At 71.1% G+C, this 16,155-nt stretch carries 11 protein-coding genes; 8 read left to right on the top strand and 3 right to left on the bottom strand.

Translation table 11 applies throughout. The features are described from left to right. Nucleotides 1-16: 16 nt before the first annotated feature. From BJ998_RS34000 to BJ998_RS33975, 6 genes are all read left to right on the top strand, one after another. A complete protein-coding gene (locus tag BJ998_RS34000; RefSeq protein WP_184867402.1) occupies nt 17-2,932 on the top strand; it encodes an ATP-binding protein in 2,916 nt (971 codons plus the stop codon). Between the two features lie 34 nt (nt 2,933-2,966). Next, on the top strand, nt 2,967-3,731 hold the full coding sequence (locus BJ998_RS33995) for a crotonase/enoyl-CoA hydratase family protein (RefSeq protein WP_184867401.1): 765 nt from the start codon (nt 2,967-2,969) through the stop codon (nt 3,729-3,731). A gap of 117 nt (nt 3,732-3,848) precedes the next feature. Beyond that, nucleotides 3,849-4,694, top strand: a complete 846-nt coding sequence (locus BJ998_RS33990; protein WP_184867400.1) for an NAD(P)H-binding protein — start codon at nt 3,849-3,851, stop codon at nt 4,692-4,694. Beyond that, nucleotides 4,691-5,059 carry a nuclear transport factor 2 family protein gene (locus BJ998_RS33985; RefSeq protein WP_184867399.1) on the top strand — a complete coding sequence of 123 codons (369 nt, stop codon included), beginning with the start codon at nt 4,691-4,693 and terminating at the stop codon, nt 5,057-5,059. The genes BJ998_RS33990 and BJ998_RS33985 overlap by 4 nt, the downstream gene beginning before the upstream one ends. Before the next feature lie 10 nt (nt 5,060-5,069). Then, the gene (locus BJ998_RS33980; RefSeq protein WP_184867398.1) at nt 5,070-5,510 is read left to right on the top strand and encodes a MarR family winged helix-turn-helix transcriptional regulator; all 441 of its coding nucleotides are present in this window, start codon (nt 5,070-5,072) and stop codon (nt 5,508-5,510) included. A 127-nt stretch (nt 5,511-5,637) separates the two neighbouring features. Next, nucleotides 5,638-6,507, top strand: coding sequence for an acyl-CoA desaturase (locus BJ998_RS33975; protein WP_246489780.1), 870 nt, complete (start codon nt 5,638-5,640; stop codon nt 6,505-6,507). Here the strand turns inward: BJ998_RS33975 and BJ998_RS33970 are convergent. From BJ998_RS33970 to BJ998_RS33960, 3 genes are all read right to left on the bottom strand, one after another. After that, complete coding sequence (locus BJ998_RS33970; protein WP_184867396.1) at nt 6,497-7,531, bottom strand: zinc-dependent alcohol dehydrogenase family protein; 1,035 nt, start codon at nt 7,529-7,531, stop codon at nt 6,497-6,499. The genes BJ998_RS33975 and BJ998_RS33970 overlap by 11 nt on opposite strands. 92 nt (nt 7,532-7,623) lie before the next feature. Next, nucleotides 7,624-8,328 carry an SDR family oxidoreductase gene (locus tag BJ998_RS33965; protein WP_184867395.1) on the bottom strand — a complete coding sequence of 235 codons (705 nt, stop codon included), beginning with the start codon at nt 8,326-8,328 and terminating at the stop codon, nt 7,624-7,626. A gap of 185 nt (nt 8,329-8,513) precedes the next feature. Beyond that, nucleotides 8,514-9,761, bottom strand: a complete 1,248-nt coding sequence (locus BJ998_RS33960) for a serine hydrolase domain-containing protein (RefSeq protein ID WP_376775954.1) — start codon at nt 9,759-9,761, stop codon at nt 8,514-8,516. Nucleotides 9,762-10,055: 294 nt separating this feature from the next. On the opposite strand from BJ998_RS33960, the gene gltB reads away from it, so the two are divergent. Further along, entirely contained in the window at nt 10,056-14,555 is a 4,500-nt protein-coding gene (gene gltB, locus BJ998_RS33955; RefSeq protein ID WP_184867394.1) for a glutamate synthase large subunit, read from the top strand. Next, nucleotides 14,548-15,987, top strand: a complete 1,440-nt coding sequence (locus BJ998_RS33950; RefSeq protein WP_184867393.1) for a glutamate synthase subunit beta — start codon at nt 14,548-14,550, stop codon at nt 15,985-15,987. Before gltB ends, BJ998_RS33950 begins: the two co-directional genes overlap by 8 nt. Nucleotides 15,988-16,155 lie beyond the last annotated feature (168 nt).

The following is a 16,155-nucleotide window of genomic DNA, read 5'->3' as shown; positions in this document are numbered from 1 at the left end:
CGATTAGGGTCGCTCCATGCAGACCCGCGCGCCACTGTTGGTCGGTCGCGACGCCGAGCTGACCGAGCTGACGCGGGCGCTGTCCGGAACCAGGGCGGGGCGCGGCGGGTCCGCGTTCCTGGTCGGCGAGGCCGGCATCGGCAAGTCACGGCTGGCCGCGATGACCACCGGCCGGGCCTTCGACTCCGGCATGCGGGTGCTGCGCGGGCGCGGCAGCACGATCGGCCCGATGGTCCCGTTCCGGCCGCTGACCGAGGCGCTGCTCTCGCTCTTCCGCGGTGGCGAGCCGTTCGACGACAACGAGCTCGGCCCGTACCGTCCCGTTCTGGGGCGGCTGATCCCGGAGTGGGGCGCGGGCGCGCCGCCGCAGCCGGTGTCGCTGGTGGTGCTGGCCGAGGCGGTGCTGCGGCTGCTGTCGGTCGCCGGTCGCGGGCGCGGATGCCTGCTGGTGCTTGAGGATCTGCACGACGCCGACGCCGAGACGCTCGCCGTCGTCGAATACCTGACGGACAACCTGGACCTGCAGCCGATCATGCTGCTGGCCACCATTCGCGGCGAGCCCGGCGCGGCGCTGGATCTGGCGCGGGCCAGCGAGCAGCGGCGCACCGGGGCATTGCTGGAGCTGCGGCGGCTGGACCGGGCGCAGGTGCGGGCGATGGCGGCGTCCTGTCTGGAGGTTGCCGGGGGCGAGGTCGCCGACGAGGTCGTGCAGCGGCTGTGGGTGGACAGCGCCGGCAACCCGTTCATCGTCGAGGAACTGTTGCACGGCATGGTGAACAACGGCCTGCTGGTGCCCAGCGGCGACGGCTGGCAGGTGGTCGGGCAGCTCCGCACCGAGGTGCCGGCGGCGGTCGTGCGCAGCATCGCCAACCGCACGGATCGCCTTGGCCCGCAAGGCAGAATGCTACTCTCGGTGGCTGCGGTGCTGGGTCACCGGTTCCCACTTTCGGTGGTACGCAAGGTCGCCGACATCGACGATCGTGGACTGCTTTCCCATCTGCACGCCGGCGTCGCGGCGCAGTTGGTCACGCCGGACGAGCCGGCGCCGGACTGGTACGCGTTCCGGCACCCGCTGACCGCGGAGGCGTTGCTCAGCCAGCTCACGCCCATCGACCGCGCGGAGCTGTCGTCGAAGGCCGCCGATGCCGTGATGGAGCTGCATCCGGCGCTGCCGGGGCACTGGTGCCAGCTGGTCGCGACGTTGCGTTTGGACGCCGGCGAGGACGCGGCGGCGGGTCGGCTGTTCGCCGAGGCGGGTCGCCGGGCGTTGCGGGACGGCGCCGCCGGGTCCGCGATCACGTTGCTGGACAAGGCCCATCGGCTGCTGACCCGGAAGCTGGACACCGGTATCCGCGCCGACATCCTGGAGTCGCTGCTGCCGGCGCTGGCCGAGGCCGGGCACTTCGAACGGGCGTTCCAGCTCGCCGGCAAGCTGGCCGACCTCGACGGCGACGGTCTCGACGCCCGCCGGCGGGCCGCCCTGCACACGCGGCTGGCGAAGGTCGCATACCTGGCCGGGCGGCCGACGGACGGCGCGGAGCAGGTGGCTGCGGCGCGGGCGTTGCTCGGCTCGAACGCGGCGGACGAGGACACCGCGCCGGTGGATGTCGTCGCGGCGTACCTGGAACTGGACACGCCCCGGCCGGATCGGTTGACTCGCGCGGAGGAACTGGCCCGGCGGGCGGTGGCCGCGGCGGAGCGGTCCGAGCAGCCGGTGGTCGCGTGCGAGGCGTGGGAGCTGCTCGGCATCATCGCCCGTGAACACGACATCACGCGGGCGATGGACTGCCTGGAGAAGGCCAAGCAGCTCGGTGAGAAGCACCAGCTGCCGATGCAGCGGGCGTACGCGATGATGCGGCTGGCCGGCATCGACTGGCTGTCCACATCGGACATCGGCAGCCTGGAGCGGGCCCGTCAGGAGGCGCTGCGGATCGGCGCGATCACCATGGCGTACAACGCGGACGCCATCATCGCGCTGCACACCGTGCTGGGCGGGGACTTCGACCTCGCGGCCGAGCGGATCGCCGCCTGCAGCGAGTCCGCGACCCGGCTGCAGCTCAGTTCGATCGTCCGGTACGCGCTGATGGCGAAGGCGACCCTGGCCGCGCATCAGGGGCGGCGGCGGGAAATGGACGACGCCCTGGCCGAGTTTCGGCAGTGGGGCGGGGAAAGGTCGCAGGAGCTGCCGCTTTCCTTCGGTCTGGCCCGGGTTTTCTGCGCTTTGCTGGAGGAGAACCGGGAGCTGGCCGACCGGGAGCTGGCGCAGGCGCTGACGTTGGAGGCGGAGAACCCGACGACCTTTCATCTGGCCGGTCGGCACGGGCTGGACCTGTTGCTGGGCGTGCTGGAGGGCCGTTTCGACTGGGCGCAGCACCGTCAGGTGACCGCGACGCCGGCCGGCGGGATGCGGTGGAACCGGCACTTCACCGAGCTGGCCGGGGCGGTGTTGTACGGCCGTGAGGGCAAGGCCGAGCAGGCCGAGTGCGCCATGGCAGCGGCGCAGCAGGTCGGCGGCGCGTTCCCGATGGCCCGCAACCTGGGTCTGCGGCTCGTGGCCGAGTCGGCGCACGCCGACGGGTGGGGCGATCCGGTCACGTGGCTACGAAATGCCGAGGAGTACTTCCACCGCAACGGCGTCACCGGCACGGCTTCCGCCTGCCGGGCTTTGCTGCGTCAGGTCGGCGTCTCCGTGCAGCAGCGGCGGGTCGGCGCCGAGCAGGTTCCCAGCGCGCTGCGGTCCGTCGGCGTGACCGTGCGGGAGTACGACGTGTTCCGGCTGCTGGTGGAGCGGCTCGGCAACAAGGCCATCGCCAACCGGCTGCACATCTCGCCCCGGACCGTGGAGAAACACGTGGCCAGCCTGATCGCCAAGACGCAGCAGCCCGACCGGGAGGCGTTGAGCAGCTACGCCAGCGCGATCCTGGCTCCTTGAGCATGTCCGGCGGCTTGGCTCTAGCCTGGGGATCATGTCCGACGAGGTGCTGACCGAGTACGCCGACGGCGTCGCCGTGATCACGATCAACCGCCCGTCCGCGCGCAACGCCGTGGACCGGGCCGTCGCCGAGGGCCTCGCCGCCGCCGTCGACGAGCTGGACCGCCGCGACGATCTTGTCGTCGGCATCGTCACCGGGGCCGGCGGGACCTTCTGCGCCGGCATGGACCTCAAGGCGTTCGTTCGCGGCGAGTTCCCCAGCATCGAGGGCCGTGGCTTCGCCGGCCTCACCCAGCGGCCGCCGTCGAAGCCGCTGATCGCCGCCGTCGAGGGCTACGCCCTGGCCGGTGGCTTGGAGATCGCCCTGGCCTGCGATCTCGTCGTCGCCGCCACCGATGCCCAGTTCGGCATCCCCGAGGTCAAGCGCGGCCTCGTCGCCGCCGGCGGCGGAGTCATGCGGCTGCCCGTCCGGTTGCCGTACCACGTCGCCATGGAGCTCGCCCTCACCGGCAACTTCCTCGACGCTTCCCGAGGGCATGCGTTCGGCTTCGTCAACCGCCTCGCCTCCCCCGGCGAGGCCCTGTCCGTCGCCCGCTCCCTGGCCGCCGAGATCGCCGCCAACGGCCCTCTCGCCGTTCGCGCCACCAAGAAGGTCATCGTGGAGTCCCCCGACTGGCCCGCGTCGGAGGCTTTCGACCGTCAGCAGGACATCGTCGGCCCCGTCTTCGCCTCCGCCGACGCCCGCGAAGGCGCCCAGGCCTTCGCCGAGAAGCGTCCGCCGAGGTGGACGGGCCGCTGACGGCCAAACGCCACATGCGCTTCCCGTGTGCGCCCTGATGCCACATGGGAAGGCGCATGTGGCATCTCCCGGGGCGATACTTTGACATCTAAGTCTTAGGTGTCTAAGGTTCACGGCATGATCCTGGTGACGGGGGCGACGGGGCACGTGGGCGCCGAGGTGGTGGGGCAGCTGCTGGAGCGAGGGCTGCCGGTGCGGGCGATGACGCGCAGGCCGGAAGGGGTGCGGTTTCCGGAGGGCGTGGAGGTGGTGCAGGGCGACTGTGACGAGCCGGAGAGCCTGAGGAAGGCGTTCGAGGGAGTTGAGCGGGCGTTCCTGATGACGGCGCAGGCCACGGGGAGCCGAAAGCTGCACACGGTGGAACAGGTGAGGGCGGCCCGGGAGGCGGGCGTCGGGCACCTGGTGAAGCTGTCGGTGGCGGAGGGAGGGGAATCGAGCCACGAGCTGGTGGCGGACTGGCATCGCGAGGACGAGGCGGCGGTGACGGAAAGCGGCATCGAGTGGACGATGCTCAGGCCGGGGCGGTTCATGTCGAACACGTTGGTGTGGAAGCACATGCTGCGCCGAGGCGACACCGTGCAGGTGGCGTTCGCGAAGAAGGCGACGGCGCCGATCGCGCCGGAGGACATCGCGGCGGTGGCCGTGGAGGCGTTCACGAACAGCGACCTCGCGAACGAGACGCTGGAGCTGTCGGGGCCGGAAGTCCTGACGCCGGAACGGGAACTGGCGATCGTCGGGGAGATCCTGGGCCGTCGGCTGACGCTGGCGGAGCCGACGGTGGAACAGACGATCGACGGCATCGTGCGGGGCGGCATGGCCCGGGACATCGCCGAGGCGATGGTGGAGCACGTCATGAACGGCGACTACGGGGCGGACATCTCGCCCGTCGTCGAGCAGGTATTGGGCCGGCCGGCGACGACGTTCAGGAGCTGGGCGGAAAAGCACTTCAAGGAGGAGTCATGACAAGCATCGACGAGCTGGAGAACCGGTGGGCCAGGGCGGAGATCGCCGGAGACGTGTCCACACTGGACGAGCTGGCGACCGAGAGCTTCACGCTGGTGGGGCCGTTCGGGTTCGTGCTGGACAAGACCCAGTGGCTCGACCGGTACCGCAGCGGCGACCTCGTGACGTCCGAACTGGACTGGCGGGACCGGCAGGTGCGGGAGATCGGCGACACGGCGCTGGTGGTCGGCGTCCACGAACAGAAGGCCGCGTATCGGGGAACGCCGTCGGACGGGCAGTTCCGGTCGACCCACATCTGGGTGCGAGAGCACGACGGATGGCGGCTGGCCGGCACGCAGCTGAGCCCCATCGGCCGCCCCGCCTAAGCTCACCGGCATGGGCCGTCCACACCAGCCACCGATCGGACTCGCGGTCGCCCGCGTGGCACGCACCCTCAGCCGGGCCTTCGAGGACGCGCTCGCGGCGGCCGGCAGCTCCCAGTCGGCCTGGCTCGTGCTGCTCCAGCTCAAGATCAACCCCGGCGCGACCCAGCGGGACCTGGCCGAGGCGCTGGAGCTGCGGGAAGCGACGATGACGCATCACCTGTCCGGCATGGAGCGGGACGGGCTGATCACCCGAAGGAGGGACCCGGCCAACCGGAGGGTGCATCAGATCGAGCTGACGGACGAGGGCGAGCAGGCCTTCCACCGGCTCCGCAAGGCGGCGACGGAGTTCGACGAGCGGCTGCGGAGAGGCATCCCGCCGGAGCGGCTGGCCGAGCTGGGCGACACGCTGGCGCTGCTCGCGGCCAACGTGCAGGCCGAGGCAAACCACTAGACAACTAGTCTTCACCGGCGGGTTTGGGGTAACCCGCACCATGGACCCGTACTCTCGGCGCATGACGACCCTGGCCGAAGCCAAGGACACCCGCCGGATGACCACGCTGCTCGAGGGCAAGCGCAAGATGCCCGCGCAGGTCGCCGTGTACATCTTCGCGACAGTGCCGGCGATAGCGCTGGTCGCCGCGGTCCCCGTGCTGTGGGGCTGGGGAGTCGGCTGGGCCGACCTCATCTCGGCGGCGTTCTTCTACACGGTCAGCTGCCTCGGCGTGACCGTCGGATTCCACCGCTACTTCACCCACGGCTCGTTCAAGACGGGCCGGGCGATGCGGATCGCGCTGGCGGTGGCCGGCAGCCTCTCCGTGCAGGGCCCCGTCCTGCACTGGGTCGCCGACCACCGCCGGCACCACGCGTTCTCCGACCGCGAGGGCGACCCGCACTCGCCGTGGAACTTCGGCACCTCGCCGGCGGCCCTGGTCCGCGGCTTCTGGCACGCCCACATGGGCTGGATCTTCGACCGGGACCTGACCAACCGGCAGCGATTCGCGCCGGACATGGAAGCCGATCCAGACATGCGTCTGGTGCATCGCCTGTTCGGCCCGCTGACCGCCGTCACGCTGCTGCTGCCGGCGCTGGTCGGCGGCCTGGTCACCTGGTCGTGGTGGGGCGCCGTAACCGGTTTCTTCTGGGCGGGTGTGGTCCGGGTGGCCTTCCTGCACCACGTCACGTGGTCGGTGAACTCGATCTGCCACATGATCGGCGAACGGCCGTTCGCGGCGCGGGACCGGTCGGCGAACTTCTGGCCGCTGGCCATCCTGAGCATGGGCGAGGCCTGGCACAACCTGCACCACGCCGACCCGACCTCGGCACGCCACGGCGTGCTGCGGGGCCAGGTCGACGTGTCGGCGCGGCTGATCTGGATCTTCGAGAAGCTGGGCTGGGTGCACGACGTGCGCTGGCCCAGCTCCCGCCGCCTGAGCCGGCTCAGGGCTTGATCAGGACCTTGAGCGCCTCCCGGTCGTTCATCGCCCGGTAGGCCTCGGGGATCTCGGTCAACGGCATCGTGCGGTCGAAGACCCGGCCCGGCTGGATCGCACCGGACAGCACGTCCGGCAGCAGCTCCTCGATGTAGGCGCGGGCCGGGGCGACGCCGCCGGTCAGCGTGACGTTGCGGTTGAACAGCACGCGGCCGACCGGCCCCTCGGTGTACTGCGGCACGCCGACACGGCTGATCGCGCCGCCGGGACGGACCACGCCCAGCGCCGTCTCGTACGCCGGCAGCGTGCCGACGCACTCCAGCACGTGGAACGCGCCGTCACCGTCGGTCAGCTCCTTGGCCTTGGCGATGGCCTCCTCGCCACGCTCCGGCACGACGTCGGTGGCGCCGAACTCGCGGCCCAGGTCCGTACGGGCCTGGTGCCGGCCCAGCAGCACGATCTGCTCGGCGCCGAGCCGCTTGGCCGCCAGCACCGCCGACAGGCCCACCGCGCCGTCGCCGATCACGATGACCGTGGAGCCCTTCTCCACCCGGGCCGTGCGGGCCGCGTGGTGGCCGGTGCTGAACACGTCGGACAGCGTCAGCAGCGACGGCATCAGCTCGTCGTCCTCGCCGACCGGCAGCTTCACCAGCGTGCCGTCGGCGTGCGGGGCGCGCACGTACTCGCCCTGGCCGCCGTCGACGCCCCGCGCGCCCCAGTTGCCGCCGTTGCGGCACGAGGTGTGCAGGCCGGCGCGGCAGTAGTCGCACGTGTTGTCGGACACCAGGAACGGCGCCACCACGACGTCGCCCTTGGCCAGCGTCGCCACGTCCGCGCCGATCTCCTCGACCACGCCGATGAACTCGTGGCCGATCCGGCGGCCGCCCTCGACCTCCGGCGCGCTCTGGTACGGCCACAGGTCGCTGCCGCACACGCAGGACCGGGTCACCCGCACCACGACGTCGGTCGGCTGCTGGATCTTCGGGTCCGGCACCTCCTCGACGCGGATGTCGCCCTTTCCGTAGAGCAAGGTCGCTCGCATCGTCACCCCATGCGTAGAAATCCTCCGAACTCACTGACCCTACAGGTTTTCCACGCGGCGCGAGCTGGAGCGGGACCAGCTCCGGACGTGCATCAGGTCTGGGCCGTCGGCCGCACGACGAGTTCGTTAACGTCCACAGTGGACGGCTGGTCCACGGCAAACCCGATCGCCTCGGCGATTGCCGACGCCGGGATGGCCAACTGCCGCGCGGCGGCGCGGGCGGCGGCCTGCGCCTCGGGCGCCCCGCCGCGGTCGGTGAGTTCGCTCTCCGTGAAGCCCGGACTGACGACGGTGACGCGAATGTCGGTGTTCTCCTGGCGCAAACCCTCGGACAGCGCCCGAACGGCGAACTTCGTGGCACTGTAGACGGCCGCCGTCGGGTCGACGCGGTGCCCGGACACCGAGGAGACGTTGACGATGTGGCCGCCACCCTGCGCGCGCATCCTCGGCAGCACGGCGGCGATGCCGTGCAGCACACCGCGCAGGTTGACGTCGATCATCTGGTTCCACTCGTCGATCCGCAGGTCCGAGATCGGCGACAGCGGCATCACGCCGGCGTTGTTGACCAGCACGTCGACCCGGCCGTGCCGGTCTACGGCGGCGTCGACGAATGCCTGGACGCTGTCCAGGTCGGTGACGTCCAGCGGGTGGACGTCGACGGAGGGGCCGGCGAGCGCGGCGAGCCGGTCGACGCGGCGCGCGCCGGCGACGACGCGGTGGCCGGCGGCGGCCAGGTGGTGCGCGGTGGCCGCGCCGATACCGCTGCTGGCTCCGGTGACAAGAACGACTTTCGACATGCCGACCAGTCCACCGTCGGCCACCACGCCCAGGAAGGGAGCGCCACCCTGGGTGCGCCACACCCACCCCGGCGAGTCACGCTCTCAGGCACACCGAATGTAGGAATCAGGCAGAACTGAGCCTCGGGGCTCAGTTCTGCGCGAAACCTACATTCGGTGTGCCGCAGAGCGTGACTCGCGGGGGTTCACCGGAGGGCTTGGTAGGTGAGGGTCCGGAACTGGGGGCGGAGAGGGTAGGTGCTGGACGGGAGCAGCTGGGTGAAGAACATGGCCGTCACCTCGTTCGCCGGGTCGACCCAGAACGCGGTGCTGGCGGCGCCGCCCCAGGCGTACTCCCCCGCCGGCGCCAAGGACTTCGCGGCGACGGGGTCCAGCGTCACCGAGAAGCCGAGCCCAAAACCGACGCCCAGATAGGACGTCTCGGCGAACAGCGGCCGGCCGAACGCCTCCAGGTCGGCGTTGCCGGGCAGGTGGTTGACCGTCATCAGGTCGACGGTCCGCGGCGACAGCAGCCGCACGCCGTCGAGTTCCCCGCGGCGCAGCAACATCTGCGTAAACCGGTGGTAATCCAGGGCGGTCGACACCAGGCCGCCACCGCCCGACAGGACGGCCGGCGGCCGGGAAGCCGCCGCGCCCATGGCCTCGTTGCGCAGCAACCGGCCCGTGCCGGGCTCCGGCGAGTACAGGGCGGCGAGCTGGTCGCTGTCGGTCCAGAAACCGGTGTCCGCCATGCCCAGCGGGCGGAAGATGTGCTCGGCGAAGAACTCGTCCAGCCGCTGCCCGGAGACGACCTCGACGAGCCGCCCGAGCACGTCGGTGGCCACCGAGTAGTTCCACTCCGCGCCGGGCTGGTGCACCAGCGGCATCGACGCGTACGCCTCGACGGTGCCGGCCAGGTCCAGCCCGGCCGGGAAACCCCACTCGTAGCCGTTGCGGCGGTAGATCTCGTCCACCGCGTGGGCATGGTGGAAGCCGTAGGTCAAGCCGGCGGTGTGGGTTAACAAATGCCAGACCCGGATCGGTTCCGTCGCCGCCACGGTGCCGGGCGCGGCCGAGGATCCCTTCACGTACACCCGCGGCGCGGCGAACTCGGGCAGCCACCGCGAGATCGGGTCGGTCAGCTCGAACTCGCCCCGTTCGAACAACATCATCGCGGCGACCGAGGTGACCGGCTTGGTCATGGAGTAGATCCGCCAGCGCGTGTCCGGCGCGACCGGCAGCGCGGCCTCCACGTCCCGCAGCCCGCCGTGGCCGACGTGCACGACCTCGCCGTGTCGGGTGACGACGGCCAGGTAGCCGGGCAGTTTGCCCTCGTCGACGTAGCGGTCGAAGCGGCGGTCGACGCGCGCCAGCCGCCCGGCGTCGAAGCCGTGCTCGGCCGGATCTGCGGTGATCTTCACGGACACCAGTGACCTCCCGGATGCTGAGATCATCGAGCCTAGTCCGCGGTACCGCCGACCAGGCGAAACACGGCCATCTGCGCAACAATTGAGATGCAAGTTGCTGTGGCCTGCGACACGGGTAGTGCGGATAACCCCACGTTCACACTATCGTCACAAGACCCCGCCCACCCCCGGGGCGACATCGACCTGCCTCAAGAGGGCCGTCGGTCAACGCACAGCGTCGTGCGAACACCCTAACCGCCCGTTCCCGGGCCATTTCGAGCACCCCCGCGTCAGACGCACGCCCCCGCGACAGGGCGTCCCACCACGGGAGGGCCGCAAGCCGTGATCCACCACCACCCCCACATCGGGGGCCTGTACGACGAGCAGTTCGAGCACGACGCGTGCGGCGTGGCCTTCGTGGCCGATCTCGCCGGCCGCCGCGACCACGACATCGTGCGCAAGGCCCTGACCGCGCTGCGCAACCTGGAGCACCGGGGCGCGCGCGGCGCCGAGCCGGAGACCGGCGACGGCGCCGGCCTGCTGATCCAGGTGCCGGACGCGTTCTTCCGCGAGGTGACCGACCTGCCGCTGCCGGCGGCCGGCGGCTACCTCGTCGGCACGGCGTTCCTGCCGGTCGACACCGCCGAACGCGCGGCGGCGATCGCCGCCGTCGAGCGGATCGCCGCCGAGGAGGGCACGAGAGTGCTGGGCTGGCGGGACGTGCCCGTCGACACCGAGCACGTCGGGCCGACCGCGGCGAGCACGATGCCGCATTTCGCCCAGCTGTTCCTCGCCCCGGTGGACGACGCGGTCCACGGCATCGCGCTGGAGCGGATCGCGTTCTGCGTCCGCAAGCGCGCCGAGCACGACGCCGACGTGTACTTCCCGAGCCTGTCCGGCCGCACCATCGTGTACAAGGGCATGCTCACCGAGCCGCAGCTGGCCCGGTTCTTCCCCGACCTGGTGGACGAGCGGGTGGACAGCGCGATCGGCCTGGTGCACAGCCGGTTCTCCACCAACACGTTCCCGTCCTGGCCGCTGGCCCACCCGTACCGGTACATCGCGCACAACGGAGAGATCAACACGTTGCGCGGCAACCGGAACTGGATGGACGCGCGGGAGGCCATGCTCGCCTCGGACCTCATCCCCGGCGACCTGGCCCGGCTGTTCCCGGTGATCACTCGGGACGCCAGCGACTCGGCGTCCTTCGACGAGGTGCTGGAGCTGCTCCACCTCGGCGGGCGCTCGCTGCCGCACGCGGTGCTGATGATGATCCCCGAGGCGTGGGAGAACCACACCGAGATGGATCCGGCCCGGCGCGCGTTCTACGAGTTCCACTCGGCGCTGATGGAGCCGTGGGACGGCCCGGCGCTGGTGTCGTTCACCGACGGCAGCGTGATCGGCGCGGTGCTCGACCGCAACGGCCTGCGGCCCGCCCGCTACTGGGTCACCGACGACGGCCTGGTCGTGCTGGGCAGCGAGGCCGGTGTGCTGGAGATCGACCCGGCCAAGGTTGTCCGCAAGGGACGGTTGGAGCCGGGCCGGATGTTCCTCGTGGACACCGAGGCCGGCCGGATCGTGGACGACGAGGAGATCAAGTCGGGGCTGGCCGCCGAACACCCGTACCAGGACTGGGTGGACGCCGGCATGGTCCGGCTGGCCGAGCTGCCGGCCCGCGAGCGCGAGGTGCCCAAGCACGCCGCCCTCGTCACCCGGCAGCAGGTCTTCGGCTACTCCGAGGAGGAACTGCAGATCCTGCTGCGGCCGATGGCGCTGACCGGCGCGGAGCCGATCGGCTCGATGGGCAACGACGCCCCGTTCGCCGTGCTGTCGGACCGCTCCCGCAGCCTGTTCGACTACTTCACGCAGCTGTTCGCGCAGGTGACCAACCCGCCGCTGGACGCGATCCGGGAGGAGCTGGTCACCTCCCTGACCGCGACCGTCGGCCCGGAGACCAACCTGCTGGCCGCCACCCCGGCGTCCTGCCGGCGGATCTCGCTCGAGTTCCCGGTGCTGGACAACGACGAGCTGGCCAAGCTCGTGCACATCAACGACGACGGCGACATGCCCGGCTTCCAGGCGGTCACCGTGCTCGGCCGGTACCGGGTCGACGGCGGCGGCGAGGCGCTGCGGGCCCGGCTGGACGAGATCCGCACCGAGGTGTCCGAGGCGATCGACGACGGCGCCCGGCTGATCGTGCTGTCCGATCGCGGCGCGGACGCCAAGTACGCGCCGATCCCCTCGCTGCTGCTGACCGGCGCCGTGCACCACCATCTGGTACGGGAGAAGACGCGCACCAAGGTCGGCCTCATCGTCGAGGCCGGCGACGCCCGCGAGGTGCACCACATCGCGCTGCTCATCGGCTACGGGGCCGCCGCGGTCAACCCGTACCTGGCGATGGCCACGGTCGAGGAGCTGCCGGACGTCGAGCCGCACAAGGCCACCAGCAACCTGATCAAGGCGCTGGGCAAGGGCGTCCGCAAGACGATGTCCAAGATGGGCGTGTCCACGGTGGCCTCCTACACCGGCGCGCAGATCTTCGAGGCGATCGGCGTCGGCAAGGAGGTCGTCGACGAGTGCTTCACCGGCACCACGTCGCGGCTGGGCGGCGTCGGCTTCGACGAGATCGCCGAGGAGGTGGCCCGCCGGCACCGCAAGGCGTTCCCCGCCGACGGCGTGCACGCCAGCCACCGCGAGCTGGAGGTCGGCGGCGAGTACCAGTGGCGCCGCGAGGGCGAGGCGCACCTGTTCAACCCGACCACGGTGTTCAAGCTGCAGCACTCCACCCGCACCCGGCAGTACGAGGTGTTCAAGGAGTACACCAAGGCGGTCGACGACCAGGCCGAGCGGCTGATGACGCTGCGCGGGCTGTTCAAGTTCCGCGACGGCGTGCGGCCGCCGGTGCCGATCGAGGAGGTCGAGCCGGTCTCCGAGATCGTCAAGCGGTTCGCGACCGGCGCGATCTCGTACGGCTCGATCTCCAAGGAGATGCACGAGGTTCTCGCGATCGCGATGAACCGGCTCGGCGCCAAGTCCAACACGGGCGAGGGCGGCGAGGACGCCGACCGGCTCGACGATCCCGAGCGCTGCTCGGCGATCAAGCAGGTGGCCAGCGGCCGGTTCGGCGTGACCAGCGAGTACCTGGTCAGCGCGCAGGACATCCAGATCAAGATGGCGCAGGGCGCGAAGCCCGGCGAGGGCGGGCAGCTGCCCGGCAACAAGGTGTACCCGTGGATCGCCAAGACCCGGCACTCCACGCCCGGTGTCGGCCTCATCTCGCCGCCGCCGCACCACGACATCTACTCCATCGAGGACCTGGCCCAGCTGATCCACGACCTGAAGAACGCCAACCCGGCCGCCCGCATCCACGTGAAGCTGGTGTCCGAGGTCGGCGTCGGCACGGTCGCGGCGGGCGTGTCCAAGGCGCACGCCGACGTGGTGCTGATCTCCGGCCACGACGGCGGAACCGGCGCGTCGCCGCTGTCCTCGATCAAGCACGCCGGCGCGCCGTGGGAGCTGGGCCTGGCCGAGACGCAGCAGACGCTGTTGGCCAACCGGCTGCGGGACCGGATCGTCGTGCAGACCGACGGCCAGCTCAAGACCGGCCGGGACGTGGTGATCGCCGCGCTGCTCGGCGCGGAGGAGTTCGGCTTCGCCACCGCGCCGCTGGTGGTGTCGGGCTGCGTGATGATGCGGGTGTGCCACCTGGACACGTGCCCGGTCGGTGTGGCCACGCAGAACCCGGTGCTGCGGGAGAAGTTCAGCGGCAAGGCCGAGTACGTGGTGAACTTCTTCGAGTTCGTCGCGCAGGAGGTCCGGGAACTGTTGGCGCAGCTGGGTTTCCGGTCCGTCGAGGAGGCGGTCGGGCACGCCGAGCTGCTGGACACCGCCGGCGCGGTCGAGCACTGGAAGGCGGCCGGGCTGGACCTGACGCCGATCTTCCACGTGCCCGAGCTGCCGCCCCGCGCGGCCCGGCACCGCACCACGGATCAGGACCACGGGCTGGAGAAGGCGTTGGACAACACGCTGATCCAGCTGGCCGAGGGCGCGCTGGGCTCGGGCGACCGGGTACGGCTGGAGCTGCCCGTACGCAACGTCAACCGGACCGTGGGCACGATGCTCGGCTCGGAGCTCACGAAGCGCTGGGGCGGCGAGGGCCTGCCGGACGACACCATCGACGTGACGTTCACCGGCACCGCCGGCCAGTCGTTCGGCGCGTTCCTGCCCAGCGGCATCACGCTGCGGCTGGTCGGCGACGCCAACGACTACCTCGGCAAGGGCCTGTCCGGCGGGCGCGTCACGGTCCGCCCGGATCCGTCGGCGCCGCTGGTGGCCGAGCAGAACATCATCGCCGGCAACGTGATCGCGTACGGCGCGACCAGCGGCGAGCTGTTCCTGCGCGGCAAGGTCGGCGAGCGGTTCTGCGTGCGCAACTCCGGCGCGCTGGCCGTCGTCGAGGGCGTCGGCGACCACGGCTGCGAGTACATGACCGGGGGCCGGGCCGTCGTGCTCGGCGCGACCGGCCGCAACTTCGCGGCCGGCATGTCCGGCGGCGTCGCGTACGTGCTGGACCTCAACCCGGTGCGGGTCAACCAGGAGATGGTGGACCTGGACGAGCTGACCGAGGAGGACCAGGCGTTCCTGCACGAGGTGATCGACCGGCACCGCCGGGAGACCGAGTCGGCGGTGGCGGACCTGCTGCTGGCCGACTGGGAGCTGGCCGTGGGCCGGTTCACCAAGGTGATGCCCAAGGACTACAAGCGGGTGCTGGCCGCGCGGGCCAGCGCGGAGGCCGACGGCAGGGACGTGGACACCGCGATCATGGAGGCCGCACATGGCTGACCCCAAGGGCTTTCTCACCACGCCGCGGGAGAACGCCAGCCACCGTCCGGTGGACATCCGGCTCACCGACTGGCGTGAGGTGTACGAGGAGTTCGGGCACCAGCGGCTGGAGAAGCAGGCCGGCCGCTGCATGGACTGCGGCATCCCGTTCTGCCACCAGGGTTGTCCGCTGGGCAACCTGATCCCGGAGTGGAACACGCTGGTGTGGCGCCAGGACTGGCGCGACGCCATCGAGCGGTTGCACGCCACCAACAACTTCCCGGAGTTCACCGGGACGTTGTGCCCGGCGCCGTGCGAGGCGGCGTGCGTGCTCGGCATCAACTCCGACCCGGTCAGCATCAAGCGGGTCGAGGTGGAGATCATCGACCGGGCCTGGGACGAGGGCTGGGTCGTCCCGCAGCCGCCGGCCACTCGCACCGGCAAGAAGGTGGCGGTGATCGGCTCCGGCCCGGCCGGGCTGGCGGCGGCGCAGCAGCTGACCCGGGTCGGGCACGACGTCGTCGTGTACGAGCGGGCCGACGCCGTCGGCGGGCTGCTGCGGTACGGCATCCCCGAGTTCAAGATGGAGAAGCGGCGGCTGGACCGCCGGCTCGACCAGATGCGGGCCGAGGGCACGGAGTTCCGCACCAACGTGAACGTCGGCGTTGACGTGACGGTAGAGGAGCTTCGCAGTTCCTACGACGCCGTGGTGTTGGCCGGCGGCGCGACCGCGTGGCGGGACCTGCCCGTGCCGGGGCGTGAGTTCACCGGCGTGTACCAGGCGATGGAGTACCTGCCGCCGGCCAACAAGGCGTACGCGCAGTCGCCGATCAACGCCGCCGGCAAGCACGTCGTGGTGATCGGCGGCGGCGACACCGGCGCCGACTGTCTTGGCACCGCGCACCGGCAGGGCGCCGCTTCCGTGACGCAGCTGGAGATCATGCCCCAGCCGCCGGCGTCGCGGGCCCCGCACCACCCGTGGCCGACCTATCCCATGCTGTACCGGGTCACGTCGGCGCACGAGGAGGGCGGGGAGCGGCTGTACTCCGTGTCGACCGTCGAGTTCCTCGGCGACGACGAGGGGCAGCTGCGGGGCCTCAAGCTGGTCGAGGTTCGGATGGAGAACGGCCGGTTCGTGCCCGTCGAGGGCACGGAGCGGGAGCTGGAGTGCCAACTCGTGTTGCTGGCCATGGGTTTTGTCGGCCCGCAGCGCGAGGGTCTGGTGGAGGAGCTCGGTGTGGAGCTGGATCCCCGCGGCAACGTCGCCCGGGACCGGTCCTTCGCCACCAGCGTCGAGGGCGTCTTCGTGGCCGGCGACATGGGCCGCGGCCAGTCGCTCATCGTGTGGGCCATCGCCGAGGGCCGCTCCGCCGCCGCGGCGGTGGACACCTACCTCACCGGCCGCGACGTCCTCCCCGCCCCCATCCGCCCCACCGACCGCGCCATCGCCTGAGAACCCCGGCGAGTCACGCTCTCAGGCACACCGAATGTAAGACTGGAGCAGAAGTGAGCCCCGGAGCTCACTTCTGCCCGAAACCTACATTCGGTGTGCCCCACAGCGTGACTCGCCGATTGCTCCGAATGGCTCGTTCCGCCGTTGCCGGCGCCGGGTATTCCAGGG

Origin of the sequence: Kutzneria kofuensis (assembly GCF_014203355.1) — a bacterium.
GTDB classification, from domain to species: Bacteria; Actinomycetota; Actinomycetes; order Mycobacteriales; family Pseudonocardiaceae; genus Kutzneria; species Kutzneria kofuensis.
The sequence above is the reverse complement of the archived record's forward strand: the minus strand, read 5'-3'. Positions and strand labels throughout refer to the sequence as shown.

Bases quoted from the DNA above. Each gene is read 5' to 3' on its own strand.
- BJ998_RS33985 (WP_184867399.1), top strand. From the start codon at position 4,691: ATGACAAGCATCGACGAGCTGGAGAACCGGTGGGCCAGGGCGGAGATC.
- BJ998_RS33950 (WP_184867393.1), top strand. From the start codon at position 14,548: ATGGCTGACCCCAAGGGCTTTCTCACCACGCCGCGGGAGAACGCCAGC.
- BJ998_RS33975 (WP_246489780.1), top strand. From the start codon at position 5,638: ATGCCCGCGCAGGTCGCCGTGTACATCTTCGCGACAGTGCCGGCGATA.
- BJ998_RS33960 (WP_376775954.1), bottom strand. From the start codon at position 9,761: ATGATCTCAGCATCCGGGAGGTCACTGGTGTCCGTGAAGATCACCGCA.
- BJ998_RS33970 (WP_184867396.1), bottom strand. From the start codon at position 7,531: ATGCGAGCGACCTTGCTCTACGGAAAGGGCGACATCCGCGTCGAGGAG.
- BJ998_RS33995 (WP_184867401.1), top strand. From the start codon at position 2,967: ATGTCCGACGAGGTGCTGACCGAGTACGCCGACGGCGTCGCCGTGATC.
- BJ998_RS34000 (WP_184867402.1), top strand. From the start codon at position 17: ATGCAGACCCGCGCGCCACTGTTGGTCGGTCGCGACGCCGAGCTGACC.
- BJ998_RS33980 (WP_184867398.1), top strand. From the start codon at position 5,070: ATGGGCCGTCCACACCAGCCACCGATCGGACTCGCGGTCGCCCGCGTG.
- BJ998_RS33990 (WP_184867400.1), top strand. From the start codon at position 3,849: ATGATCCTGGTGACGGGGGCGACGGGGCACGTGGGCGCCGAGGTGGTG.
- BJ998_RS33965 (WP_184867395.1), bottom strand. From the start codon at position 8,328: ATGTCGAAAGTCGTTCTTGTCACCGGAGCCAGCAGCGGTATCGGCGCG.